Origin of the sequence: Kribbella sp. NPDC048928 (assembly GCF_043197975.1) — a bacterium.
In the GTDB taxonomy this organism is placed as follows: Bacteria; Actinomycetota; Actinomycetes; order Propionibacteriales; family Kribbellaceae; genus Kribbella.
This window is the reverse complement of record NZ_JBICUC010000008.1, coordinates 412,113-436,939: the sequence shown is the minus strand read 5'-3', so window position 1 is coordinate 436,939 and position 24,827 is coordinate 412,113. Positions and strand designations below refer to the sequence as shown.

At 67.9% G+C, this 24,827-nt stretch carries 24 protein-coding genes; 15 read left to right on the top strand and 9 right to left on the bottom strand.

What is annotated here, in order from left to right; all coding sequences use genetic code 11:
- Window positions 1–130: 130 nt before the first annotated feature.
- Window positions 131–343, bottom strand: coding sequence for a hypothetical protein (locus tag ACGFI6_RS32690; protein ID WP_393125455.1), 213 nt, complete (start codon window positions 341–343; stop codon window positions 131–133).
- Between the two features lie 118 nt (window positions 344–461).
- On the opposite strand from ACGFI6_RS32690, the gene ACGFI6_RS32685 reads away from it, so the two are divergent.
- The gene (locus tag ACGFI6_RS32685) at window positions 462–1,061 is read left to right on the top strand and encodes a hypothetical protein (RefSeq protein WP_393125453.1); all 600 of its coding nucleotides are present in this window, start codon (window positions 462–464) and stop codon (window positions 1,059–1,061) included.
- A 39-nt stretch (window positions 1,062–1,100) separates the two neighbouring features.
- Here ACGFI6_RS32685 and ACGFI6_RS32680 read toward each other — a convergent pair whose 3' ends face one another.
- Complete coding sequence (locus tag ACGFI6_RS32680) at window positions 1,101–1,871, bottom strand: maleylpyruvate isomerase family mycothiol-dependent enzyme (RefSeq protein ID WP_393125451.1); 771 nt, start codon at window positions 1,869–1,871, stop codon at window positions 1,101–1,103.
- Window positions 1,872–1,948: 77 nt separating this feature from the next.
- On the opposite strand from ACGFI6_RS32680, the gene ACGFI6_RS32675 reads away from it, so the two are divergent.
- The 3 genes from ACGFI6_RS32675 to ACGFI6_RS32665 all read left to right on the top strand — a co-directional run bounded on the left by ACGFI6_RS32675 (window position 1,949) and on the right by ACGFI6_RS32665 (window position 4,650).
- Window positions 1,949–3,229, top strand: a complete 1,281-nt coding sequence (locus ACGFI6_RS32675; RefSeq protein WP_393125449.1) for a hypothetical protein — start codon at window positions 1,949–1,951, stop codon at window positions 3,227–3,229.
- Between the two features lie 615 nt (window positions 3,230–3,844).
- Entirely contained in the window at window positions 3,845–4,195 is a 351-nt protein-coding gene (locus ACGFI6_RS32670) for a ferritin-like domain-containing protein (RefSeq protein WP_393125447.1), read from the top strand.
- Window positions 4,196–4,257: 62 nt separating this feature from the next.
- Window positions 4,258–4,650: a ferritin-like domain-containing protein gene (locus ACGFI6_RS32665; protein WP_393125445.1), complete on the top strand. Its 393-nt coding sequence runs from the start codon at window positions 4,258–4,260 to the stop codon at window positions 4,648–4,650.
- Window positions 4,651–4,710: 60 nt separating this feature from the next.
- Here ACGFI6_RS32665 and ACGFI6_RS32660 read toward each other — a convergent pair whose 3' ends face one another.
- A complete protein-coding gene (locus tag ACGFI6_RS32660; RefSeq protein ID WP_393125517.1) occupies window positions 4,711–4,794 on the bottom strand; it encodes a hypothetical protein in 84 nt (27 codons plus the stop codon).
- 225 nt (window positions 4,795–5,019) lie between these two features.
- Here ACGFI6_RS32660 and ACGFI6_RS32655 point away from each other — a divergent pair, with 225 nt between their 5' ends.
- Window positions 5,020–5,730, top strand: coding sequence for a phosphotransferase (locus ACGFI6_RS32655; RefSeq protein WP_393125443.1), 711 nt, complete (start codon window positions 5,020–5,022; stop codon window positions 5,728–5,730).
- A 114-nt stretch (window positions 5,731–5,844) separates the two neighbouring features.
- Here the strand turns inward: ACGFI6_RS32655 and ACGFI6_RS32650 are convergent, their stop codons facing one another.
- Window positions 5,845–6,816 carry a glycoside hydrolase family 16 protein gene (locus ACGFI6_RS32650; RefSeq protein WP_393125441.1) on the bottom strand — a complete coding sequence of 324 codons (972 nt, stop codon included), beginning with the start codon at window positions 6,814–6,816 and terminating at the stop codon, window positions 5,845–5,847.
- A 147-nt stretch (window positions 6,817–6,963) separates the two neighbouring features.
- Window positions 6,964–9,132, bottom strand: a complete 2,169-nt coding sequence (locus tag ACGFI6_RS32645; protein WP_393125439.1) for an alkaline phosphatase family protein — start codon at window positions 9,130–9,132, stop codon at window positions 6,964–6,966.
- Window positions 9,133–9,335: 203 nt separating this feature from the next.
- Here ACGFI6_RS32645 and ACGFI6_RS32640 point away from each other — a divergent pair, with 203 nt between their 5' ends.
- The 6 genes from ACGFI6_RS32640 (at window position 9,336) to ACGFI6_RS32615 (ending at window position 17,768) form a co-directional block, all read left to right on the top strand.
- Window positions 9,336–10,484, top strand: coding sequence for an imelysin family protein (locus tag ACGFI6_RS32640; RefSeq protein WP_393125437.1), 1,149 nt, complete (start codon window positions 9,336–9,338; stop codon window positions 10,482–10,484).
- A complete protein-coding gene (locus ACGFI6_RS32635) occupies window positions 10,477–11,634 on the top strand; it encodes a Dyp-type peroxidase (protein WP_393125435.1) in 1,158 nt (385 codons plus the stop codon). The genes ACGFI6_RS32640 and ACGFI6_RS32635 overlap by 8 nt, the downstream gene beginning before the upstream one ends.
- A gap of 148 nt (window positions 11,635–11,782) precedes the next feature.
- Window positions 11,783–12,055, top strand: coding sequence for a twin-arginine translocation signal domain-containing protein (locus tag ACGFI6_RS32630; protein ID WP_393125433.1), 273 nt, complete (start codon window positions 11,783–11,785; stop codon window positions 12,053–12,055).
- Window positions 12,056–12,097: 42 nt separating this feature from the next.
- Entirely contained in the window at window positions 12,098–13,477 is a 1,380-nt protein-coding gene (locus tag ACGFI6_RS32625) for a DUF4331 domain-containing protein (RefSeq protein WP_393125431.1), read from the top strand.
- Complete coding sequence (locus ACGFI6_RS32620) at window positions 13,474–13,881, top strand: hypothetical protein (protein WP_393125429.1); 408 nt, start codon at window positions 13,474–13,476, stop codon at window positions 13,879–13,881. Before ACGFI6_RS32625 ends, ACGFI6_RS32620 begins: the two co-directional genes overlap by 4 nt.
- A gap of 128 nt (window positions 13,882–14,009) precedes the next feature.
- Complete coding sequence (locus ACGFI6_RS32615; protein WP_393125427.1) at window positions 14,010–17,768, top strand: S8 family serine peptidase; 3,759 nt, start codon at window positions 14,010–14,012, stop codon at window positions 17,766–17,768.
- A gap of 43 nt (window positions 17,769–17,811) precedes the next feature.
- On the opposite strand, the gene ACGFI6_RS32610 is transcribed toward ACGFI6_RS32615, so the two are convergent.
- Complete coding sequence (locus ACGFI6_RS32610) at window positions 17,812–18,387, bottom strand: dihydrofolate reductase family protein (RefSeq protein ID WP_393125425.1); 576 nt, start codon at window positions 18,385–18,387, stop codon at window positions 17,812–17,814.
- Window positions 18,388–18,531: 144 nt separating this feature from the next.
- Between ACGFI6_RS32610 and ACGFI6_RS32605 the strand changes: the two genes are divergently transcribed.
- The 3 genes from ACGFI6_RS32605 to ACGFI6_RS32595 all read left to right on the top strand — a co-directional run bounded on the left by ACGFI6_RS32605 (window position 18,532) and on the right by ACGFI6_RS32595 (window position 21,165).
- A complete protein-coding gene (locus tag ACGFI6_RS32605; RefSeq protein WP_393125423.1) occupies window positions 18,532–19,542 on the top strand; it encodes a sigma-70 family RNA polymerase sigma factor in 1,011 nt (336 codons plus the stop codon).
- 42 nt (window positions 19,543–19,584) lie between these two features.
- Window positions 19,585–20,364 carry an ANTAR domain-containing protein gene (locus ACGFI6_RS32600; protein ID WP_393125421.1) on the top strand — a complete coding sequence of 260 codons (780 nt, stop codon included), beginning with the start codon at window positions 19,585–19,587 and terminating at the stop codon, window positions 20,362–20,364.
- A gap of 102 nt (window positions 20,365–20,466) precedes the next feature.
- On the top strand, window positions 20,467–21,165 hold the full coding sequence (locus ACGFI6_RS32595; RefSeq protein ID WP_393125419.1) for a GAF and ANTAR domain-containing protein: 699 nt from the start codon (window positions 20,467–20,469) through the stop codon (window positions 21,163–21,165).
- 10 nt (window positions 21,166–21,175) lie between these two features.
- Here ACGFI6_RS32595 and ACGFI6_RS32590 read toward each other — a convergent pair whose 3' ends face one another.
- Entirely contained in the window at window positions 21,176–21,718 is a 543-nt protein-coding gene (locus ACGFI6_RS32590) for a TetR/AcrR family transcriptional regulator (RefSeq protein ID WP_393125417.1), read from the bottom strand.
- Between the two features lie 114 nt (window positions 21,719–21,832).
- Here ACGFI6_RS32590 and ACGFI6_RS32585 point away from each other — a divergent pair, with 114 nt between their 5' ends.
- The gene (locus tag ACGFI6_RS32585; protein WP_393125415.1) at window positions 21,833–22,660 is read left to right on the top strand and encodes an oxidoreductase; all 828 of its coding nucleotides are present in this window, start codon (window positions 21,833–21,835) and stop codon (window positions 22,658–22,660) included.
- A gap of 157 nt (window positions 22,661–22,817) precedes the next feature.
- Here ACGFI6_RS32585 and ACGFI6_RS32580 read toward each other — a convergent pair whose 3' ends face one another.
- Window positions 22,818–23,987 carry an enolase C-terminal domain-like protein gene (locus ACGFI6_RS32580; protein WP_393125413.1) on the bottom strand — a complete coding sequence of 390 codons (1,170 nt, stop codon included), beginning with the start codon at window positions 23,985–23,987 and terminating at the stop codon, window positions 22,818–22,820.
- Window positions 23,987–24,766, bottom strand: a complete 780-nt coding sequence (locus tag ACGFI6_RS32575) for an IclR family transcriptional regulator (protein ID WP_393125411.1) — start codon at window positions 24,764–24,766, stop codon at window positions 23,987–23,989. Before ACGFI6_RS32575 ends, ACGFI6_RS32580 begins: the two co-directional genes overlap by 1 nt.
- Between the last annotated feature and the right edge of the window lie 61 nt (window positions 24,767–24,827).

Sequence of the window (24,827 nt, the reverse complement as noted above, 5' to 3'; positions counted from 1 at the left end):
GCCAGCCACCCCGTACGCGGGCCACCGGCTGACCTCGTTCAGGTACGCACGGATCACCCGGACCGGCAGATCACGCGCCTGAGCCGCCTCGACGGCCCAGTGCAGCGCGACCTGTGCCTCGGGCGTGTCGTCACGCCAGATCGAAACCCTCGCCGAACATGTTGACGCTGACAACGATCCGGCTGGAACGGTCGTGTCGCGAGAGCTGTTCGCCGAAGCGCTCGACCGAGTAGTTCGGTAGGTGGAGTTGATCCGCACGTACGTCGGCGTACACCGCGATCAGCGTGCTCCGCACGTTGCCGATCACGGTGGAGTGGCGCAGCTCAATACCGTGAGGGGTCACAGAAGCTTCCTCAGTGAGTCGTGTTCGTAATGGTCCCAGGCCGTCGCGCAGCGGAACCAGACGTACTCCGTGCGCGTCTCACGCGCGATCAGCGCTACCGATCCGAAAGGCTCATCACGTGCCCGAGCACGACCGGCGACCGCAGCCCGGCCAGATCCCGGTTCTCGACACCAAGGTCGGCTGGAGTTCGCTCCACGCCGACCGGCAGCAGATCAGTTACGGCCGGCGGTCGATGCCGCTCGACGAGATCGAGTGGGTCGGCTACCGGGTCGAACAGGTCACCGAGAAGCGCTTCATGTTCCCGACCACGTACACGACCTACTGGCACTTCGAGGTCGGCAAGTACCCACACAAGGCAGCGCCGGCGGTCATCGTGACCGACTCGCGCGCGGGCCGCCAGGACGAACTGCCGGACTGGTGGACCTTCCTGGTGAACCTGTCGGCGCAGGTCGTCGAACCACGCCTGCTGACCGATCTCGTCACCCGCATCCGCCAGGGCGAGACCGTGACGATCGGCGGCAGCATCAAGGTGAACCAGCACGGCATCAGCTGCAAGCGCCCGAAGCTGTCCCTGGACTGGAACTCGATCCACCCACCGAGGCCACACGCCGGCTTCATCTACATCTACGCGACCACCTCCGACCAGGCCGTCCTCACCGTGCCGATGGGCCACCCCAACGCTGTCCTGATCCAGCCCCTCTTCGCAGCACTCAGCTGATGGTGAGGATCAGTACGCCGGTCAGTCTTGCCTCGCGGTCTAGTAGCCGGGGAAGACGTTGCGGAGTTCGTCGAGTGTGACGTTGCCGGTCACGCCCACACCGTTGGCGTGCTCGGCGCCGAGCCGTCCGCTGAGCAGTCGTACCACGGCCTCTGCCGGACCCTCGAAGGTGGCCGTTGGGTGATCGACCGTAGCGGTCACGGCGACTGTGTCGGTGATCTCGATGCCGCCGCCCGGGATCGCCAGGCGTACCTCTCGCTCGACCTGGTCGGCCTTGCCGGAGAAGCCCAGGAGGAAGGCCAGCGGCCCGCCGAAGAGCTCGATGAGCAGCTTGGCCGAGTCCCGATCCAGGGTCGCCGACGGGTCGACTCCGACGCGCACGTCCCAACTGTGGTTGGCGACCTCGTTGAGCCGCACGGCGAGCGCCACCACCAGCGGCGCCGGTTCGGGCAGGATACCCAGGTCGATCTGGCTATCGGGCCGCTCGGAGCTGAGCGCCGAGACCGTGTCGACGTACGCCGCGTCATGTTTGACGAACCCGGCTGCTTGGTCGACCGGGGACAAGGCATTCCACCGCGCCCAGATCGACTCATTGCCCTCAGCATCCACCTGCTCCCCCGCGGCAGTCGCAATCGGCTTACGGGAGATCTCGGCCCCGCTTCCGAGGTGCGAAAGCACCTGCGCAACTGTCCACTCCGCCGCTCCGCTGCGGCCCTTCAACTGTTCATCGGACAAGGTCGGCACCAGTGCGGCGAGGGTGTCGTGGTTGGCACGCAGGGCCGCGACGGCGCGGTCGACAAGTGTGGTCATACGAGGCCCAACCTCCCAGGCCACCGTTCTCTTCCGGCCGGCGCGAACCCGACCCTCGTTGTCGCTACGGTCTTTTCATGCTCGTACGCCGAAGGACTCTTGTGCTGGGAGCCGCTGCGGTTCCACTGGTCGCGGCTTGCGGGGCGAGCCCAGGCAAGGCCGCACCGCCGCTGAAGCTGGACAAGACCTGGGAGGAGGCGCTGGTCACACCGGGCGAGGCGCTGCCGGGGCGCGCGCGGATCGTCGGTGACACGGTGGTGCTTGCCGACGGCTCCGGAACCGGGAAGGTTCGGCTTGTCTGCTTCGGCGCCGCTGACGGCGTGCGGCGGTGGACGCTCGACGGAAGCAAGCCGACCATGCTGCCAGGGATCGGGTCCGGGTGGTTGTCCATCGTCGGTCCAGCCCGGTACTTCTCGCCGATCACCATCCAGAATCCCGGGGTCCGGCCGGCCGGTCAGATCCTCCCGATCCCGTACGCGGCAGCACAGCAGGGCGCCACGACCAGCGGCGTCATCGGTGTCGACGTCCGGACCGGCGACCCGGCCTGGGCATTTGTCGCAACACCTTCCGCCACGACCCAGCGCACAATGGTGACAGCCGTCGCCGAGTCCGTCGTCCTCGCGACTGTCAGCGCACCGTACGGGCCGTACTTCCCGGCCAAGTCCCCGACCACGATCGCGCTCGACGCCAGAACCGGCACCGAACTCTGGAGAGCCGACGGAGTCACGGGCCTGTCGGGCGACGGCAACTCGGTCGTCGTGGTCCGCCGTAAGGCGAACTCCACAGCCTGGCTACCCGAGGTCCGAGACGCGCGTACCGGTCAGCCGCGCTGGAGCGGCACGAACGCGCTGAGCGGGCCGTACGAGCATGACGCGACAGCGGCTGACTTCGTCCTTCTCAACCCCGGATCAGAGCGTGGAGTCTACGAACTCGTCCAGTTGTCGAACGGCCACCAGATCAAGCTGACAGAGAAGGACGCGACGCCGATCGTCGTCGGGACTCAACCCCCGTTGCTGGTCTGGGACAGCGGCCAGTCCTGGTGGGCCAAAGGACCGAACGGCTTTGTCACGCAAGCCCTCCCCAAGGGATCAACTGCCAAGGGCAAAGACCGCGTCGGCAGTCTCGAATTCCGCGCCGCATTGGGTGTCGGTCCGTATATCTGGGGCGAACTCCAGAGCAAGCAAGGCAGCAAGAAAGAGGAGGTCATCAAGTACGCCGGAACGGTCGCCCTGGATCGGACCGGGGCGATCTGCTCTCCTCCCATGCGAGACGGAGCGGCGATCGCGGACGTCACCGGCAACTGGCTGCTTCTCGGCCTCAAGGATCACCTCGCAGTGCACCGCATCCGCTCCGCGTGAAAAGCCTCGACATCACAGAACACCGAGAGTTCATTGCACCCGGTCCAGCCGGCCGGGCGCCCGCCGTCGAAGCTGACCGACGCCCGCTCGGCCCGATGATGGTGCTGGCGCAGGGTCTATTGGTAATGCAACCTGCGGATCTCGAACCTGGCCGGGTCCGACTCGTGCGGGCCTGAGTCAGTCGTTTGCATGTTACCCGTGGGTTGGGCCCATCTGCGGTTCTGCTGCTTCCGAATCGATGACGGGAGCAAACCCTTGCTGCGAGTCGCCGACTCCATAGTTCGGGTCCGGATTCCGCCAGATCGGACCCGGGCGACGGCTCGTTCCCCATCGTCCGACAAGAAGGAGATCGATTCTCATGGATTACCACTCGGGCCTCAACATCGTCATCGGCCTGTACGTCGAGATCAGCTCGCGCTGGAGCGGTGGCGGCCACTGGGGTCACAGCCTGCTCGGCCTGTTCAACTGAGCGGCCGGTTGCGTTGGCACGTCGCGAGCCTCGGCTGTTCTGAGTGCGGCTGAGCACACCGGCGTGACAACGAGTGCTTTCCCCGGGTCCTCCGGTTCGGGCACACATGTCAGGTCCGGCCCCGGGACAGTCAGGTCCTGACGGTGATGCGTAGCCCGGTGCCAATCGGACTCGGGGAGAGCCAGAACATCGCCCCCGGACAGGTGCGGGTCAGGCGGTGTTCGTGCTGTCCCACGAGCGGCCCTCCAGGTGGTTCGCCACGCTGGAGGGCCGCTCACCCGGGCGGCCTCGGCGGCGGCGAGTCCGCTGCCAAGCCGAGTGACGGCGCGGTACTGAACTTCGCCCTGAACCTGGAATACCTGGAGGCCGAGTTCTACCTGCGTGCCGTGCGCGGATACGGCCTTCCGGCAACGGACGTATACGGCAAGGGCCGGGCTGGTGCCGTCCGCGGTGGCCGCAAGGTGCGTTCACGGCGGCGGCGCAGGCGGCCGGCCTGATCAAGCCGGGGCAGAAGTTCGACGCGTACGCCAACGAGAACAACTTCCTGCTGGCGGCGTACGTGTTCGAGGACGTCGGCGTGACGGCCTACAAGGGTGCGGCGCCGCTGGTGTCGAACAAGACGTACCTGGAGGCGGCCGCCGGAATCCTGGCGGTCGAGGCGTACCACGCGGCCAACATCCGGACCACGCTGGTCTCGCGGGGCCTCCAGGTCCCGTCGGTCGCGATCTCGAACGCCCGGGACAGCCTGGACGGGAAGTCCGATCTCGACCAGGGCACGACGTACCACGGCAAGACCAACATCGTGCCGTCCGATCAGAACGGCATCGCGTTCAGCCGCGGTGCGGACCAGGTGCTGAACGTCGTCTACCTGACCCCGAAGAAGGCCACAAAGGGTGGCTTCTTCCCGGCCGGCGTCAACGGCGAGATCAACACCAGCCGCACCAACGCCTGACCAACCAACCGAAGCCACGAGGGCCGGCCAAGCCAGGCCGGTCCTCGTGGCACTGGCCAGCTATCCGAAGGTGAAGGCATAGGCCTCGGCACCGGCGGCGTGGAAAGTGACCTCAATGGTTCGCTCGCGGACTTCGCCCTGCATTCATTGGTACGAGCAGCAGATCGTCGGTCGGACAGGTTCGTTGACCACCCGTGCTAGCCGGTGCGCGAGCTTGGGTAGCTGCAAGGCCGTTGGCTTGGTGCGGGGGCCGGGCTAGGTTGGTGCGGTATGGGTGCAGGCGAGTCGCTGGCGGGGGGAAGCGCTACTGAGGGGATCGTGCGGGTCGGGGATACGGTTCGGCGGCCTTTGCGGCCGTTCAGTTTGACCGTGCAGGCCTACCTGGGCCACCTGCGCGATGCCGGGTTCACTGGGGCGCCGGTTCCGCTTGGCGTTGATGAGCAGGGGCGCGAGGTGCTGTCGTTCGTCCCGGGTGAGGTGCATCGTCACCCGGTGCCGGCGGAGGTGGCGGGTGATGATGTCCTCGTCGCGTTGGCGCGGCTGATCCGGTCGCTGCACGAGGCGTCGGCTGGGTGGGTGCCGCCGCCTGGCGCTGTGTGGGGTGGGTCGCCGGCCGTCCAGGGAGAACTCGCCGGGCGGGCCGAGCTGGTTGGCCACCGCGACTATGCCACGGGCAATGTGATCTTCCGCGACGGTCTGCCTGCGGCGCTGATCGACTTCGACCTGGCCATGCCGACTACCCGGCTCTACGACATCGCGAACGCGCTGTGGTACTGGGCGCCGCTCAAATGGGCGGATCCCCGGGACAGGTCGCCCGCGTTGGAGGACGCCGATATCCCGCACCGGATCGCGGTGTTCGCGGACGCCTACGGCATGACGGCGCGGCAACGGGGAGGGTTGACGCCACTGGCCGTGGACATGGCGCGCCGCTATTACGAGGATTCTCGTGCGTGGGCTGCGCGGGATCCCGTGTTCCGCAAGAGCTGGGAGGAGGGTGGCAGGGGCGTACTGTCGCGCGCCGAGGCGTGGTTGCGTGAGATGGCCCCAGCGATCGCCGCCCGCCTCAACCAGCCTGGATGAATGGTGTGAGTGATCAGCCGAGGGGCGCAGTTGGCTTCGGCGGGTTTGGGACGGGTGGGACCTTGCTCGGCGGCGCGGCCGGAGCTCCGGACTCAACGCGTCCGTCGTCGGGGCTCAGTGTTCCGGTGGCTGGTAGTTCTCGCAGCTGCCGGTGTTGCTCAAGGAGTCCTGGTACGTGGTGTCGTGCTTGCGGTACTTCTCCACCCGCGCATCCGCCGTGGCGGGCGAGACGGTCTCGTTCTTCGCGTAGTACGCCCAATCGACCTGCTCGCGGTACTCACTTGTTGCCGTGCCTTGGTGCCCGTCCAGATCGATGAACCACAGATTCCAGTTCATACTCATGTCCTGACGCGGCAGGACCGTATTGCCGTCCTGGTCGACGGTGTGGTCGGCAGTGAGCTTGCCGTCGATGTAGTACCTCACGTGGCCGTTGCCGACCTGTGTGACATAGGTGTGCCACCCGTTGAGCGACCTGTCCTGGTGGTTCTCCGCGGTTCGTGCGTCCCACGGGTCCTCGCGGAAGGTGTGCCAGCTCGTCTGGTAATTGATCGGCCCGGTCTCTCCCCAGCCGCCGTTCGGCAAGTACTCGGTGAAGTCGAGTTCGCTGTAGATCGGGTCATAGTCGAACTTCGTCGGGCCGATGGCGAACGCGGTCTCGTTGATGTGGTCGCCGTCCGTCCCGGTGGCCGGCGCGTCGGCGTACCGGACGCGCGTCGCGTAGGTCCCGTTCCGCAGGTTCATGGTTGTGCGGCGCAATTCGGCGTTGGTCGTACCTGGGACGGTGCCGTCGGTCGTTGCCCGGAGCTGAGCGACCTGCTGGCCGCCGGAGGTGACGAAGGCGACGTTGCCAGCCGGCCAGGCGGAGCCCGGAACGCCAGGTCCACCCATTTCACTGCGCGCGTTCCAGCCATGGTCGGCGAGGGCAGGGTCGGTGGCTGAGTTGTACTGGAAGTCGTCGAACAGCGCGCCGCAGGCGCCTTGTTTGCGGTCGGCCTGATGGGTCGAGCCGACAGCAGAGGCGCCGCCCATCATCGAGGCGATGGACGCGGCGGCGGCGAGGAGGATGGTCGTTCGCTGACGTGACATGGCTTGTCGGTCTCCTTCGCGGCAAGGATGGGCGGAAGCCCGCTGATGGTCGAGCATGAATGCCGCGGAGATGAACTTCAAGGCGTCCGCCTGGATGTGCCCGCGCTCCTGTGAGAGCGCGGGCACATCCAAGCAGTTTGCGGAGGATTACTTTTGGGCGGTGCGGCCGGCGTAGCGGTGGTTGAAGGCTGGGGACTCCTTTGCGGTGATGGTCACGTCGTAGTAGCCGTCTTCGGTTGGCCAGGTGATGACGCTGTGCTTGCCGGCGGGGACCTGGATGGTCGTCTTCCGGCCCGAGAAGTCGTTCGGGGTCAGCGTGTACGTCACCGACCGGCTGCCCGTCGCAGTCAAGGTGAACTGGACGGCCGCCTTGTGTCCCTTGACGAGCCGTACGTCGACACGCGGTTGGGGCGAGGTCTTGTCGCCTGCCGGTACGAGGGCGCCGGCGAAGGACCTGATGAAGTGATCGGGTCCGTAGAAGGTGAACGCGTACTTGCCGTCCGTCGGCTTGGTGTCCCACGTGTACGACTTCGACCGGCGGTTGCCGACCGTGAGCGGCAGCGCGTCCTGGCCGATACCGAGCGGCTCGGCGCCGGCGAGCGACGGCGCGTACTTGTCGGCCAACCCGACCAGGTTGACCGCCTTACCGTTGGGACCACCCTCGACTGTGAAGGTCGCGGTCACGGCCCCTGTCACGGGGTTCTCAGCCAGTACGCCGTTGGCCTGGAATGACAGCGGGCTGCGCTTCGCCTTGCCGGTGATCTGCTGAGTCGGCATGACCTGCGCACCGACGGCCGGCTGGGGCACGGGCGGCAGGCTCGCGTCGGTGACGACCGACTTGAGCAGGTCGGCCGGCTTCGGCAGCTTCGGGAACGACGTGTCGTAGTTGCCGAAGTCGATGGCCGAGAGCAGGTTGCCGGCGACACCGCGCCGCCAGTCGTTGATGTTCTCGCAGACGGCCGGCCGGCCGAGGCTCTTGGTCCACTCCTCGATCAGCTGGATCGTCGAGGTGTGGTCGAAGACCTCGGAGTTGACGAAACCGCCACGGGTCCACGGCGAGATCAGTACGAACGGCACGCGGCCGCCCATGCCCGGCTTGATCCCGGGCGCGCGCTCACCGACCGTGCCGGCCTCCGGGATCGGCGGTACGACGTGGTCGAAGAAGCCGCCTTCACCGATCCGGTTCGCGTGGTCGGGCTCGTCGTAGTTCAGGATGATCAGCGTCGACTCCCACAGGTCGGGGTTGTCGTGCACCGCTTGGATCACCCGATCGGTGTAGACCGCGCCGTTGTTCGGTGCGTACGTCGGGTGCTCGGTCCACGCGGCCGGGGCGACGACCCACGACACCTCGGGGATGTCGCCCGACGCACAGTCGGCGATGAAGTCCCGCAGTACGTAGTCGACGTTGGAGGTGTCGTTCTTGATCCCGGCGGGCTGCGCGGTGTGGGCGTACACCACGTTGCCGCGGGCAAGCAGTCCCTCGCGCGGCAGAGTGTTCTCCGGGTTCGCGTTCTTCGGGTCGAAAGCCGCGAACGACCGGACGGTGTTGTCGGTGTAGTCGCCGAGGAAGTTGTCGTCGGTGTCGTTGTTGACGTAGATCTGCCAGCTGACACCGGCGTCCTGCAGCGTCTCCGGGTACGTCTTGAACTTGTACGCGTAGCCGTAGTCGCCGTTGTTGTTGATGACCGGGCCGCCCTGCGTGCCGGCCGCGTCGTTCGTACCGGCCCACATCATGATGCGGTTCGGGCTCGTACTGGTGTCCAGCGAGCAGAAGTAGTGGTCACCGATCGTGTACGCCTTGGCGATCGCGTGGTGCCACGGCACGTCGGCTTCCATGAAGTACCGGTTGCGCGCACTGGTGTTCTGCGCGTTGTACTTCAGGCTGTCGGCGTGGTACGGCAACAGGTAGCCCTCGGCGCGGCTGTTGGGGTCGTAATAGATCGTCTGGCCGTTCTGCCAGGTCAGCACCTGCTTGTCGCCGAAGCCGCGCGCCCCGGCCAGGTCCAGGGTGCCGAAGTAGTGGTCGAACGACCGGTTCTCCTGCATCAGGATGACGACGTGCTTCAAGTCTTTGATGGTGCCGGTACGACGCGAGTGCTGCGCCGGCTTCGAGCCGGTCGTGCTGTCGGCCGTACCGACCGAACCGACCGTCGCGGTCGCGTCCGGGGCGGCCTCGGCCGGGGCGGTCGACAGCCCTCCGGCGGCGGCAACGGCACCCGCGGCACCCGCGGCCTGCATCAGCCGGCGGCGGCTGATCCGGTTGCGCTCCGTGGTGGCGTTGGTGCCGTCCGCGGATGCCGAATCGTTGTCAGACATGGGTTGCTACCTAATCTCTCGTGGCGGGGATTCCTCCAGAAGTCAACTGCCGAAGGTCCGGACCTCGCGAGCGTCGGGCCATGAACAATCCCTGAAGACTCAGGGACCCTGTCCTCCCACCTGCCCCGCCGGTCATCCGCTGTTCACCGGCGCGTCGGGGGCAGCATCGGCTCCGTTCACAACCCCCGCCGAGCGTGGGCTCGGTGAGCAGTACGACGGCCGCACCGGCACTTCTGTCGAGCCGGCCGGATCCCGTGGTCCTGGTCGTTGGCTCGCCCTACGGCATCGACGACTGGCTCGGCGGACCCGCCGGATGCTACGACTTCGTGTTCGTGAACAACGAGGGCGCCGGCGCGGAGGTCTACCTGGAGGATCCCGCGACCGAGCGGATCTACCTCGAGGTCGAGCACTTCGGTCGGGGTGTCAGCCGTACGGTCACGGCATCGGTACCGCCCGGGACGTACCGCTGGGTCTGCATCACCGACTACACGATCAAGTACAGCCGGCCGGTCGTCGTCACCGGTGATCCGTTGCCGTACGACGTCCACGGGATCGTGCCCGTGACCGGACTCGACCTGCGGATCCCGATCAACTCCTACGTCGGCTGGATCACCGAACATCTTCCCAGGCTGATTGACGAGGTTCGACAACTGCGGAGCGCGCTGCGAGCCGGCGACGCCGTGGCCGCCCGACGCGACTGGCTGACGGCCCATCTCACGTACGAGACGCTGGGCGGTGCCTATCGCGCGTACGACGAGACCGGTGACGACATCAACGCCGACCCGCCGCGTGGCCTCAGGCCCGACCGCCTGGCCGACGCGGAGTTCGCGGGGTTCCGCAAGATCGAGGCGATGCTGTGGCACGACCGGCCGCCGGCGACGATCGTGCCGTACGTCGATGCGCTGCTCGAGGCGATCGGGCAACTCACCGACGAACTGGCGCTGCCGAACGCGATCACGCCGATCGACCTGGGCCGCCGGGCGCACGAGATCCTCGAGGACGCACTGCAGTGGGACCTGAACGGCATTGGTGACGCGGGCAGCCGGACCGAGCTCGCGACCGTCGACGCGAACATCACCGGGGTCTGGCAGGCACTGGATCCGCTGCGCCCGATCCTGCGGAGGCAGAACCCGTACCTGCGCGAGACCGACGAGCAGCTCCGACGCACTCAGCAGCTCATCCGCAGCCATCACCACGACGACGGCTGGGTCGCCCTGGCGGCTTTGTCCGTACGGAAGCGGGCCGCGGTCAATGCGGCCGTGCAGCACAGCGTCGAGTTGCTCTCCCACGCGGCGGCCATCGTCGACCCCCGCAACGCCACCAGCGACCGAGGCCCAATCACCCATGACTGACCACGACATCGCCGTACCAGCTGAGCGCGTTCATCAGGCCGGCATCCTCGAGCCTGCGCAGCAGGCGGGGATCGTGGTCGCGTTCCTCGTGACGGCACCCGACCGGCAGGCGCTGCAGCGGATGTTCCAGACGCTGACCGCGACCATCCGCTACCTGGTCTCCGGCGACGATGCGCCGACCGGACGCGGCAGCGGCGACGGTCTCGTGTCGACGCCCTACGAGAACGGTATGCTCGGCCGGGGTGCCGTGCCCGACGGTCTCACCGTCACGGTCAGCGTCGGCGCAAGCCTGTTCGACGACCGGTTCGGCCTCACCGACGTCAAACCGGCCCGGCTGCGCGCAATGGACGAGTTCCCGAACGACGCGCTCGACCCCGACCGTTGCGACGGCGACCTGCTGCTGCAGATCTGCGCCGATCACCGTGACACCGTGCTGCACGCGCTCCGCATCCTGATGCGCGCGACCCGCGCCGACCTGCAGGTGCTGTGGCAGATGGAAGGCTTCACGAGTCCCCCGCGGCCGACCGGGACACCCCGCAACCTGTTCGGATTCAAGGACGGGACGGCCAACCACGAGTTCCTCGACCGTCCCGAGCTGCTCGATCAGCTGGTGTGGACCAGGGCCGGCGGCGACGAACCGGACTGGGTGACCGGCGGTTCGTACCACGTGGTCCGGCTGATCCGGATGTTCGTGGAGTTCTGGGACCGGATCTCGATCAACGAGCAGCAACGGATCTTCGGCCGCGACCGTGACACCGGCGCACCGCTGTCCGGTCGCCCGGGCGAACGAGTACCAGGTCAGGAGGAGCTGCAGCTCCCGAGCTACTACCGGGACGCGCACGGCAACACGGTGCCGCTGACAGCGCACGCCCGCCTCGCCAACCCCCACGACGGGACCGCCGACGACCGGCGGATGCTGCGCCGCGGCTTCAACTACAGCGCCGGAATCGAACCCAACGGCCAGCTCGACCTGGGCATGATCTTCGTCTGTTTCAACGCCGACCTGGACCGCCAGTTCGTCGCCGTCCAGACCCTGCTCATCGACGAACCGCTCGTCGACTACATCTCCCCCTTCGGCGGCGGCTACTTCTTCGCTCTGCCCGGCGTACAAGACCCCCACGACTGGCTCGGCCGCACCCTGCTCGCCTGAACCCGGTCGCGACCCATCCGCTCGGCCGAGGGCTCCGAATGCAGCACGCGGGACGGGTGTGAGCTGGGACACAAATGCGACGCTTTCGCACCTGCCTGCCGACCCCGGTGAGATCCGGGGCCGAAGCAGAACTAGGAAAGGAAGCGACATGACTGACGCCACACGCCGGGGGTTCCTGGTGTTCGCGGGCGCGGGCACCGCGGCAGCGGTGGGTGCAGTTGCAGTTCCGAAGATCTTCGAAGGTCAGCAGGCCGACGCGGCCACGCAACTGGATCGGGCCGACCTGGCCGATGCCGAGTCGTTCGTGGTGCACGTGAAGGACGTGCAGAAGGGCGAGATGGCCATCATGGTCGGCGAGCGAGAGGTTCTCGTCACCGATCGTGAACTCGCGGCACGCCTGGCCGGCGTGACAACCGCCTGACCTTCCCAACCCTCGCTCGTCTTTCACTCTGGAGGAATCCTCATGTCTTCGCACCGCGAAGCGCCGGAAATCTCGAAGGACCCGGTCGCCGACAACACCGACGTCTATGCGTTCGTGTCGCCCGACCAGCCGGACACCGTCACGATCATCGCCAACTTCATCCCGTTCCAGAATCCGTACGGCGGACCGAACTTCTACGAGTTCGGCGATGACGTGCTGTACCAGATCCACATCTCCAACAGCGGTACCGGCCTCGCCGACATCAGCTACCAGTTCCGCTTCCACGCCGAGATCCGGAACAAGAAGACGTTCCTGTACAACACCGGCCCGATCGCCTCGATCAAGGACCCGAACTGGAACCGTCCGCAGTTCTACTCCGTCACCCGGGTCGAGCACGGCCGGGCCCGGATCCTGGCCCGCGATCTCGCCGCGCCGCCGGTGAACGTCGGCATCCGCAGTACGCCGAACTACCCGAAACTGGCCGCCGAAGGCATCCACACCATCGGCACCCATCGCAGGGTGTTCGCCGGCCAGCGCGCCGACGGCTTCTTCGCCGACCTCGGCAGCATCTTCGACCTCGGAACGCTGCGCCCGTTCCAGATGGCACACCTGATCCCGTCCGCGGCCGCGATGGGTGTCAACGGTCTGCAGGGCTCGAACGTACACACCATCGCGCTCCAGGTCCCGATCGCCGACCTGACCCGCGACGGCAAGGCACCCAAGGACGTGATGGCCCCCGGGTCCGTCATCGGTGTCTACGCGAGCGCGAGCCGGCAACAGTCCAAGATCCTCGACGACCTGCTCGGCATCCCGGTCTGGCACGGCCCGTACAAGCAGGTCTCCCGGCTGGGCAACCCGCTGTTCAACGAGGTCATCGTCCCGATGGCCGAGAAGGACAGGTGGAACAGCCGTTCGCCCCACGACGACAAGCATTTCGCGGAGTACGTCACCAAGCCCGAACTGGCGGGCCTGCTGCCGGTGCTGTACCCGGGAGTGTTCCCGCGGTTGGCGGCGTACAAGAAACCGCGCGCGGACCTGGCCGCGATCCTCCTGACCGGCATCCCGAAGGGCGTCGTCCCCGGATTCCAGAACAACACCGGACCGGTCCAGGCCGACATGCTGCGGCTGAACGTCGCCGTACCACCGGCCAAGTCGCCGAACCCGCTCGGCCTGGTCGCCGGCGACGCAGCCGGCTTCCCGAACGGCCGCCGGGTCTTCGACGACGTCGTGACCGTCGAGCTCCGCGCGGTCGCCGGCATCACGATCCCGTTGGTCGACCCCACGTTCAAGCCCGACGACGCGGCCGGAGCGATCAAGGATGGTACGTCGAACACGAACTCCGACTACCTGACCACGTTCCCGTACCTCGGCACGCCGGCCGGCGGCTACTCGTCCAAGCCCGGTACGCCTGCGGTGTCATGACCAAGCCACTGACGAACGCGGAGGAGAATCCCCACGCCGGCAAGGGCTCCTCCGTCCTGCTCGACATCGGCGACGGCATCGGCGCGATCATCGTCACCATGCCGGCCGACCTCGTCGACAGCGAGATCGAACGACGCCCGGCCGGGCAGACGACGGCGCCGCCGGCGCACACCCACGAAGGCGCCGGACATGGACATGGTCACCGTCACGGGGGTGCCCATTTCCCGCATGTCGCGGTCGTCCCACGCCCGTCCCCCGACGGACAGGTCATCCACTCGGCAGTCTTCTCCGACGTTCCAGAAGGACGGTACGAGCTGTACGTCATGCCCGACGGCCCGATCCAACTGACCCTCGACGTCCGGAGCGGGCAGATCACGGAGGCGACCTGGCCTTCGCCACATTGAGCCGTCACGGTCACGAAGGTGCCCATTCTTGCCAAATCTGGGTGTTGCTGGCGAGAAAGGGCATTTCGTTTACAGCTGTCCCTCGGTGCTGATCAGATTCGGTCACCCCAGACCACCGAGAGGACACTATGCGTTCTTCTGCCCGCCGGCTGCTCGTGCCGGGCGCTGCGCTTCTCCTGGTCGCCGGTCTTGTCACTCCGACGACGGCCGGCGCCGAACCTCCCCCACCTCTCCCCACCGCCGGCGGCGCGGCCGCGGCCGGCGGGACACCTCTCGATCTCACGCTCATCACCGGTGACAAGGTCACGGTCGCGCCCGGTCCCGGGCGCGCCGTGTCGGTGCAGGCCGTCGAACGCGCCCCGCGGTCGACCGGTCCGGTACGGGTCAGCGTCGAGAACGGCGACACATTCGTCTACCCCGGCGCCGCCATGCCGTACGTGGCCACCGGGCAACTCGACAAGCAGCTGTTCAACGTCAGCGAACTGGTGGCCGAGGGCTACGACAACGCCCGGAGCAAGGAGCTGCCGCTGGTCGTCACCGGCTCGCCCGGCGTGGCCGCCAAGTCCGCGCGCCGCTCGGCGCTGCCGGGCACGACCACCACTCTCGAGCTGCCGTCGGTCGACGGCGCGGCCGTCAAGGCTGAGAAGTCGGAAGCGGGTGCGCTCTGGTCGGCGCTGACCGGGCAGAGCGGTCTGCGGGCGAAGGCGAGCACCGCCGCAGCGCCGTCGTTCGCGGCGGGGATCGGCAAGGTCTGGCTCGACAGCAAGGCGCGGACGATGCTCGCGGACACCACCGCACAGATCGGCGCGCCCGCGGCGTGGGCGGCGGGCGTGACCGGCAAGGGCGTGCGAGTCGCAGTTCTGGACTCCGGTGCAGACCTGGGGCACCCGGACCTGGCGCCGCGGATCGTCGCGACCAAGAGCTTCGTGGCCGGTGAGGACGTCCTGGACCGCAACGGTCACGGCACGCACACCGCGTCGACCGTCGCCGGTACCGGCGCGGCCTCGGACGGCAAGGAACGAGGCGTCGCACCGGACGCCGATCTCATCGTGGGCAAGGTGCTCGGCGACAGCGGCTCCGGCCCGATCTCCGGCATCATCGCCGGGATGGAATGGGCGACTCGGACCGAGCACGCCAAGGTGATCAACATGAGCCTGGGGACGCCGGCCTGGCACACCCAGGACGATCCGCTGAGTCAGGCCGTGAACGAGCTGAGCGCCGAGACCGGTGCCCTGTTCGTGATTGCCGCGGGCAACTCGGGGAGCAACCCGTACAGCGTCAGCTCACCGGGTACCGCGGACGCCGCCCTGACCGTCGGCGCGGTGGACGGTTCGGACCAGCTGGCCGACTTCTCCAGCGTCGGCCCGCGGCTGATGGACGACGGCCTCAAGCCCGACCTGACCGCGCCCGGCGTCGACGTCCTGGCCGCGCGGTCGCAGTACATCAACGACGGCGGCGAGGGCTTCTACCGGACCGACAGCGGTACGTCGATGGCGGCTCCGCACGTCGCCGGCGCGGCCGTCCTGCTCGCCGCCCAGCACCCGGACTGGACCGGGCAGCAGCTCAAGGACGCGCTGATGAGCACTAGCAAGCTGACGCCCGCGTACACGCCGTACCAGGCGGGGACCGGACGCGTCGATGTCGCTGCGGCCTCGCTGCACGGCCAGGTCGTCGCCAGCGGATCAGTCGACGCCGGGCTCGTCCCGTGGTCGCCGAAGCCGACCCGGACGCCGGTCACGCGGCAGATCAGCTACCGCAACACCACGGACACGCCGCTCACGCTGCAACTGTCCACCGACCACGCCGGGATCTTCCGCCTCGCCGCGACCCAGGTGACAGTGCCCGCGATGGGCACCGCGGCGGTCGGCTTCACGGCGGACCCGAACGGATTGGCCCCCGGCCAGTACGCCGCTCAGGTCATCGCGAGCTCTTCGGCCGGCACCGTACACACGGCCGTCGGCCTGTCCGTCGAGCCCAAGAAGTACAACCTCACCGTCCATCTGAAGGACCAGAACGGCAAGCCGGTCAGCGGCGAGGTCGAGGTCACCGGCCCGGACGGAAAGTCCACGATGTTGTGGGCAACCGACGGCGAGCTCACCAGCCGGTGGGCGCCCGGCTCGTACACGATCGTCTCGACCCTGGACGTACCCGGCAGCCACGGCCCGCACTCGCTCGGCCTGGCCTTCCTGACCGCGCCCGAGGTCGACCTGACCGCGGACCGGGACGTGGTCCTGGACGCCTCGCGGAGCCGCCCGATCAAGGTTGACACCCCGAAGCCGACGACGGTCACCACGAGCAGGTTCGACCTGTTCCGGTCGTTCAACTCGGCGCAACAGGACCCCAACGACACGACGGCGCTACACGAGATCTTCATGCCGCCGCCGGACTACGACAGCTTCTGGGCGCTGCCGACGAAGAACAAGGTCCGTACCGGAAGCTTCGTGATGACCACGCGGTTCCGCGCCGAGCAGACGCCGCTGACGATCAGCTACGATCGCCACAGTCTCGACGACGCGCTGCTCGTTCAGCCTGGCTCTCCTGCGTTCCGCGCCGGCGCGACGCGCGTCCCGGCTGTCTTTGCCGGCACCGGCACGGCCGCCGAGTACGCCGGTGTCTCCGCCCGCGGCAAGGCAGTCGTGGTCCGCAACAGCATCGACGTACCGCCCGCGGAGCGGGTCGCTGCGGCCCAGGCCGCCGGCGCGGCCATGCTGCTCGTGGTCAACGACGGCATCGGCCGCTACAACGACTGGTACGGCGGAGCCGACGGCCGGGCCCTCGGCCCGATCCCGACGGCGTCGCTCACCTTCGACGACGGCGAGGCGTTGATCAAGAAGCTCACCACCCGCCGTACCGAGCTGACCGTCGCGGCCAACCCGGTGCCGTCGTACCTGTACGACCTGGTCGACTACCACCAGGGCAAGGTCCCGGACGACCCGTCCGCGGCCACGGACCCCGGCAGCCTCGCCAGGATCGAGAACGACTTCGCTCCCCCGAACGGGCAGCAGGTCCTGGAGAGCCGCGAGGACAGTCCCGCGTACGAGCACTGGCCGGCCGCCTTCCCGTACGCCGTCTTCGGGTCGGTCCGGGTACCGCGGTTCCCGGCGAAGCCCGCGGTCGGGCACCGGACGGACTGGGTGTCGGCGGGCGCGAAGTGGCAGCAGTACGCCTCGATCAACGGCTGGTCGACGTTCACGGACATCACGAGCTACCGGCCGCGCAGCGTGCAGAGCCAGCGGTGGTTCGGTCCGATCGTGCGGCCGCGGATGCTCGACTTCGAGCTCCCGCACCGGGTCGGCAACGCGATGGGCGGCATGATCGCCGGGTTCGGTGACGGCGGGTCCGCGCACAGCGGCGACGGCCTGATGACGCGCAGCTTCGCGCTGTACCAGGGCGACGAGAAGCTGGTCGGGAACGGTCCGCGGCCAGACTTCGGCGTGGGCGACCTGGCACCGGAGAAGCGGCCGTACCGGTTGGTGGCCGACACCGCCGGGAACGCCGAACTGACGCCGTACTCGACGAGCACGCACACCGAGTGGACCTTCACGTCCGGCGAGGCGGAGAACGCGCCGCTGCCGCTGGCCCAGCTCGACTACGGCGTGGACGTCGATGCGGCAGGGCGGGCGAAGCGGAACTCGGTCTTCGCCGTCAACCCGGTGGTGCTGGGCAGCAGTGCCCGGCAAGACGCAGTGGTCTCGGTAGGGCTTGAGGTCTCGTACGACGACGGGGCGACCTGGCAACGCGTGCAACTGAAGGAGAACAAGGGCAGCTGGGAGACGCGGCTGCACGCGCCGCCGCAGGCCGGGCAGATATCAGTGCGCGTCACCGCCAAACAACGCAACGGCGGTGGCATCAGCCAAACGATCATCCGGGCCTTCGGCCTCAGGTAATGCAAGCGGGCGGCCGGCAAACACCGGCCGCCCGCTCCGGCTGCTAGACGCGGTAGGTGAGGAAGGCCAGGCCGTCGCCGACGGCGCGCGTGCTGACCAGGTGCAGAGGCGTGGCTGCACTTGTCTCGCCGAAGAGGCGTTCGCCGGCTCCGACGACGACCGGGTACGTCATCAGGCGTAGCTCGTCGACCAGGTTGTGCTCCCACAGCGTGTGCACGAGACGCCCGCTGCCGTAGACGACGATGTCCCCGTCCACCTCCTGCCTCAGCTTGGAAACCTCGTCGATCACGTCCCCCTTCAAGACCGTCGTGTTGCCCCAGTCCGGACCGTCGAGAGCCGAGGACGCGACAACGTACTTGGGCAGGCTGCGCAGCCGATCCGCCCACTCACCGGTACGCGACGAGGCCCACCCCCGAGCAACGAACCACTCATAGCTGTGGCGCCCCATCAGCAGCGCCTCGGCGCCGAGGGCCTCAGCGAGCTCGACCTTCGCCCACGCCCCGAGGTTCTGCTCACCGATCTGCGCGAACCAGTTGCCGCGCCCCAGGTTGTCCTCACCGGTCGGGTCCTGGATGACTCCGTCGAGTGAGATGTTCTCGCTCACCACGATTCGTCCCATTGCGGTACTCCTTGTCTTGTCGGCTACCACTGGGCTAGACGCCGCGACGATCGCAAAGGGGGCGCTCCCGTACCGCCCCCTTTCGCCCGCGGCCGGCGTCCATAAGGTGAAGGCGACCGACAAGTGCGGTGGAGAGGCGGCGAAGTGGAGTCGATCAGAACCGATCTGATCAGCCGGGCGCGGTCCGGCGACGACGAGGCGTTCCGGGCATTGACCGAACCGCACCGCCGCGAGCTCCAGGTGCACTGCTACCGGATGCTCGGATCGTTCCAGGATGCCGAGGACGCGCTGCAGGACAGCCTGTTGTCGGCCTGGCGGGGTCTCGGCGGGTACGACGGTCGCGCCTCGATCCGCACCTGGCTCTACCGGATCGCCACCAATCGGTGTCTCAGTACGCTCCGCTCGGCCGGCCGGCGCGCGGCCAAGGCCTGGGACATCCCAGGAGTCGAGCCGCCAGAACCCAGCCGCCTCGGCGAGGTCGTCTGGCTCGAACCCTTTCCCGATGCCCTCCTCGACGACGCGATCCACGTACCGCTCGGGCCCGAGGCCCGCTACGAACAGTCCGAGTCGATCTCGCTCGCGTTCGTCACCGCTCTGCAGCTCCTGCCGCCGCGCCAGCTCGCTGTCCTCATCCTGCGCGATGTCCTCGGGTTCCACGCGAACGAGGTCGCCGAGATGCTCGACACGACCGTCGATTCGGTCAAGAGCGCCCTCAAACGAGCCCGCGCCGGCCTGCAGACCGGACGGGTCACCGGCCAACCGCCACCTCCGGCCGCGGGCTCACCCGTCGAGAACGAGATCGTGGCGCAGTTCGTCCAGGCCTGGGAGACCGCGGACGTCGACGCACTGGTGACCCTGCTGACCGACGACGTCTTCATGTCGATGCCGCCGCTGCCGCTCGAGTACGAGGGCCGGGACCTGGTCGCTCAGTTCTGCAACTTGCTGTTCGGGGCCGGTCGCAGCTTCGACCTCGTACCGACGCGGGCGAACGGCCAGCCGGCCTTCGGCGCCTACCTGCGCGACCCGAGCGGCGTCCGTCGCGGAACCGGCCTCTACGTGCTCACGCTCGCCGGCGACCGGATCAGCGCGATGATCCGGTTCGAAAACACGGCACTTCCCTCCTTCGGTCTCCCCCGATCGCTACCGAGCCGTTAGCCGATTGGTCCACGATGCCGGTCGGCAGTGCAAGATGGCGGTATGAGTGACGCAATTCTGGAGCTCGCCCAGGAGCTGTCCGAGGTCAGCCGGCTGGTGGCTGACGACGACGTCACGAGCACACTGAGCCGGTTCGTCAGTCGTGTGGTGCAGACGGTCGCCGACTGCGACGAGGCGTCGGTCTCGGTGCTGACGAACGGCGAGCCCGAGATCGTGGCGCGCCATCACCGGATCGCCGAGGCTGTCGCCGAGCCGTCACGCGCTGCCCTCGGCGCGCAACTGATCGCACCGGCAAGCCCGTTGCGCGACTCCCTGCAGTACGGCGAGCCGCACCGGATCGGCGACCTGGCGGCCGACTTCCGCTGGCCCGACTTCGCCGCCGCGGCGATCAACGCCGGCTATCGCAGCTGCGTGTTCCTGCCGCTGCCCACGCGGGGAGAAGGCGCCGCCGCGTTCAGCTTGTTCTCGATCAAGCCGGATGCCTTCGGCAGTACGTCGTACGACATCGTCCTGCTGTTCGCGCTCAATGCGGGGGTCGCGTTCGACAACGTCCAGCTGTACGACGACAGCGCCAAGCTCGTCGAGCAGTTGCACATCGCCCTCGGGACCAGGGCGACCATCGGTCAGGCGCAAGGGATCCTGATGCACCGGTACGGGATCACGTCGGACATCGCGTTCAAGGTGCTGACCCGCTGCTCGCAGAACTCGAACGTGAAGCTCCGCGCCCTGTCGGTGGAATTCATCGACGCGCAGAACCACGGAACGCTCGACGACCAGCTCCGCAAGTACGGACTCGGCACCGAAACCAGCCAGCCGCACTGACCCAGCTGACCAGCACGTGCATAATTGGTCTGCTGCGATCACTCCGGAGACGTGGGTGCACCTGTTGGCGGTGCGTTGGTGTGTCTGGAAGTGGGGGTATCAGTGCCGAGAGATGCGGAATTCGGGGCTGCCGCGGAGTTTGCCCGGCTGGCAGAAGAGTTGCATGCGGCGGGCGGCGTCCAAGAGACCGTCGAGGCGGTGGCGCAGTTCGCGCTACAGGCCGTGTCGTGCAAGTACGCCTCGGTGACTCTGTTCGCGAACACCTTTGAGCCCGAGTTCGTGGCCCTCACGGACCTCAAGCTGACGCAGCTTCGGCAGCGGGAGATCGAGGACCGCGAAGGTCCGCTGACCGAAACTGTCGAGCGTGCCGAGGTCGTCCTGATCCCGGACACCTCCGCGGAACGCCGTTGGTCGGACCAATGGCGGGAGGACATGGTCGCGGCCGGGATTCTCAGCGCGATGCACCTGCCGCTCGCCGTCGAGGGGCGCACCCAGGCGGTGCTGAGCGTCTACGGCGAGCGCCCGCACTCGTTCAGCGCCGACGATCTGGCGATCGCCCACATTCTCGCCCGGCACGCGACGGTTGCGATCGGCACCGCGCGCCGCGGCGAGAACCTCACTCAGGCCGTCGATGCCCGCAAGCTCGTCGGTCAGGCGATGGGGATCCTGATGGAACGCTTCGATCTCGACCCCGACCAGGCGTTCAACGTACTGCGTCGCTATTCGCAGACGAACAACCGCAAGCTGCGAGACGTCGCCCAGGATCTGATCGACACGCGCCATCTGCCGCCCGACCACTAGCGCGCACCTGTCAGCTCTGGCCGACTCCGTTCAGGATGGTGGCGACGGCGAGGTCCGCGGCCTGGGCGGCCTCGAGGTGGGGCATGTCGTCGGCGGCGACCTTGATGACCTGGCGTAGCAGCGCCTCGATCCACCCGTCCGGGAGATCTGCGCGGAACAGCCCTTCGTCGATCGCGCGACGGATGAAGGCATCGAGCCGATCCCCGAGCTGTTCGCGTCGGACCGCGGTTGTGGGATCGCCGGTCATCTGGTCGAACGCGACCGGCCACTGGCGGGTAGCGATGATGATGCCCTCCGCGTAGCGGTGCAGCGCCACCGCAACCGGTGCCTCGCTCAATCGGGCGTTCTCGAAAGCGACCTCAACGGCGTCGTACCGCGCTGCGTAGACCGCGGCGAGCAGCGTCTCGCGCGACTCGAACTGGCGATAGACGGTACGTCGGTCCACGCCCGCCTCGGCGGCGATCTTCACCATGCTCGCGCCCGGATCGGCGGCGAGCAGCCGCGCGGCGGTACTCAGGATCGTCTCGAGGTTCCGTACGGCGTCGGCTCTCACGGGAACAATCTACATGGCGTGGCGGTTACACTCTTTACTGCCACATCAGTGAGCTATTTAACTTACCTAATCGCTACATTGGTGTGACCCACTACGACTTCACTGGAGATGGACATGAGTAAGACCTGGCTGATCACCGGCAGTTCGCGTGGCCTCGGCCGTGCGCTGACCAAGGCAGTACTCGACAACGGCGACCGCGTACTCGCCACGGCCCGCCGTCCCGAGCAGCTCGACGACCTGGTCAAGGAGTACGGCGACGCGATCCACGCCGTTGCCCTCGACGTCACGGATGCCGAGGCTGCGCGTGCGGCCGTACGGACCGCGCAGGAGGTGTTCGGCGGCCTGGACGTGGTGGCGAACAATGCTGGTTACGCCAACAGTGCTCCGATCGAGGAGATCGCTGAGGACGACTTCCGGGCCCAGATCGAGACCAACCTGTACGGGGTCGTCAACGTCACCCGGGCGGCGCTCCCGGTGTTCCGCACGCAGCGCAGCGGCCACTTCCTGCAGTTCTCCTCCATCGGCGGCCGGGCAGGCGGAACACCGGGCATGGGCGCGTACCAGACCGCGAAGTTCGCCGTCGAAGGGTTCTCCGAGGTGCTGAACAACGAGGTGAAACCGTTCGGCGTCAAGGTCACGATCATCGAGCCCGGCGCCTTTCGTACCGACTGGGGCGGCTCCTCGATGAAGCTTCACCAGGTCGGTGCGGACTACGAGGCCACAGTCGGCCGGATCAACCAGTACCGCACCGAGACCGACGGCACCCAGGCCGGCGACCCCGCCAAGGCAGCCCAGGCGATCATCGGCATCGTCGCGGCCGACGAGCCGCCGCTGCGCCTCCTGCTCGGCAAGGACGCCCTCGACCTGGCCGCCAAGGCCTCCACCTCACGCGCCGAAGAAGCCACCCGATGGGCCCACATCACAACCTCCACCAACCACTGAACCCATCAACCCCCAACCACGGAAGGGGTTCTCCTCCGTCGTGGTGCCCTCTCCCCTGGCATACCAGTAGAGAAGGCACAACACGCGTGGATAACCGCTCCTGTTGGGATCGGCGCTGCCCGCCAGTCGGCGGTGGCCTGAATCGCGGTATCAACTGTCAGTTGAGGAAGGTGGGCAGTTCCGTCGGGGTGAGTTCGACGCCGAAGCCCGGTGCGGTTGAGGGGGTGATCCGGCCGTCGAGCGGGGTCGGTATGCCTGGTGCGCGGGCCGAGACGGCCAGGGGGACGCCGGGTGGGGAGCCGACGAAGAACTCGGTCCAGTTGATGCCGGTGATGCCCAGGCAGGCGTGTTGGCCGTACGCGGTGTTGCCCGGCGCGTGCGGCATCACGGCAACACCCGCCGCCGAGGCGATCGCGCAGATCCGTTTGAGTGGGGTGATCCCGCCGACCCAGCTGATGTCCGGCTGCAGAATGTCCACCAGCCGGTTGGCCACCGCGTACTGGAACGGCTCCACGCCGAACCAGTGCTCGCCGGTTGCCAACGGCTGCCACGGCAACCGGCGCCGCAACTCCGCATGCGACAGCAGATCGGCGGACGGCAGGCACTCCTCCAGCCAGCCGACCCGGTACGGTCGCAGCGCCTCCGCCAACCGCACCGTGTAGTCGACGTCGAACGCCATCCAGCAGTCGAGCATGATCTCGATGTCGTCGCCTACCTGCGCACGAGCCTCGGCGACCTGGGCAACGTTCTTGCGGATCCCGTCGAGGCCGTCGGCCGGCCCGTACCGGCAGGGCAGCTTGACGCCGCGGAACCCGAGTTCCGCGTACCAGTCGGCGTCTCCGCCGGTCGCATAACACTCGAGCTCGTCGCGCACCGGCCCGCCGAGCAAGGCGTAGACCGGCTGACCGAGCAGCTTGCCTTTCAGGTCCCACAGCGCCAGATCGATCGCGCTGATCGCGTACGACGCCAGTCCGGCCGCACCGAACGGCGCACACATCCGGACCGCCATGTCGTAACACTTCTCTGTGGCCATCGCGTCCTCGCCGATCAGCCGTGGACCCAGGAAATCCTCGATCACCGCAGCCACCGGCCGGCCGTGCTGGCCGACCGCGAAGCCGACGGTGCCGTCCTCCGCCTCGACCACGCAGCCGAACGTCGGCCAGGTCGGCGTCCAGCTCGGGCGGTACGCGGCATAGCGTGGATAGCCGCTCATCGGGTTGGCCACCGGACCGTCCGCGAGCCAGGACGGCCGGCGGGCGTCGGGATGGTCCGCACCGATCGCCGGCTGCGGCGGCAGCGCAACAGTACGGATCGCACTGATCTTCATCAGGGTCGGGCACTCCTCTGGGCGAGGGAGGGATCGGACAGCTCGGCCGACAACGCAGCCGCCTCGGCGACGAGGGTGTCGGCGGTGCGCCGCCGCACCTCGGGGGTCACGCGCACGTCCGGGATCGACACACTCATCGCCGCGACGGTGCCGGTCGGCCCGACGATGGGCGCGGCGACGCAGAACACGCCCTCGCTGTACTCGCCCCGGTCGGTGGCGTAGCCCTGCCGGCGGATCCGGGCGAGTTCGGTGATCAGCTGATCGGTGCCCGCGACGGTCCGCGCGGTGAACCGGCGCAGCTCGACGCCCGCCAATCGCCGACGAACCTCTTCGTCGGTGAGCCCGGCCAGCAGCGCCTTGCCCAGCCCGGTCGCGTACGCAGGCAGCCGGCTGCCGACCCGGCTGACCAGCTGCAGCGGATGGTCGGAGTCGAGTTTGCGCAGATACACGTTGTCGATCCCGTCCAGTACGGCGAGCTGCACGGTCTCCCCCAGCGCGTCCCGGACCCGTTGTAAATAAGGGCCTGCGGCCTCGGCAACATCCAGATCGGCGATGTACGCCTGACCGACTTCCCACGCGCGCGGACCGACCCCGTACAGGCGCGACTCGGCGTCGAAGGAGACGAACCCGGTCGTCCGCAACGTGGCGAGGAGCGCGTGCGCACTGCTCTTGGGCAGCGCAAGCCGCGCGCAGATCACCGGGAAGTCCAGCCGCCCGGCCTCGGCGAGCAGTTCGACGATCCGCAACGCTCGCTCCGCCGACTTGACCGACTCCGCCATCGCACGCCCTCCAGCGCCGCGCCGGGCGGCATCGATCGGTTCACCATCACAAACCGTAGTT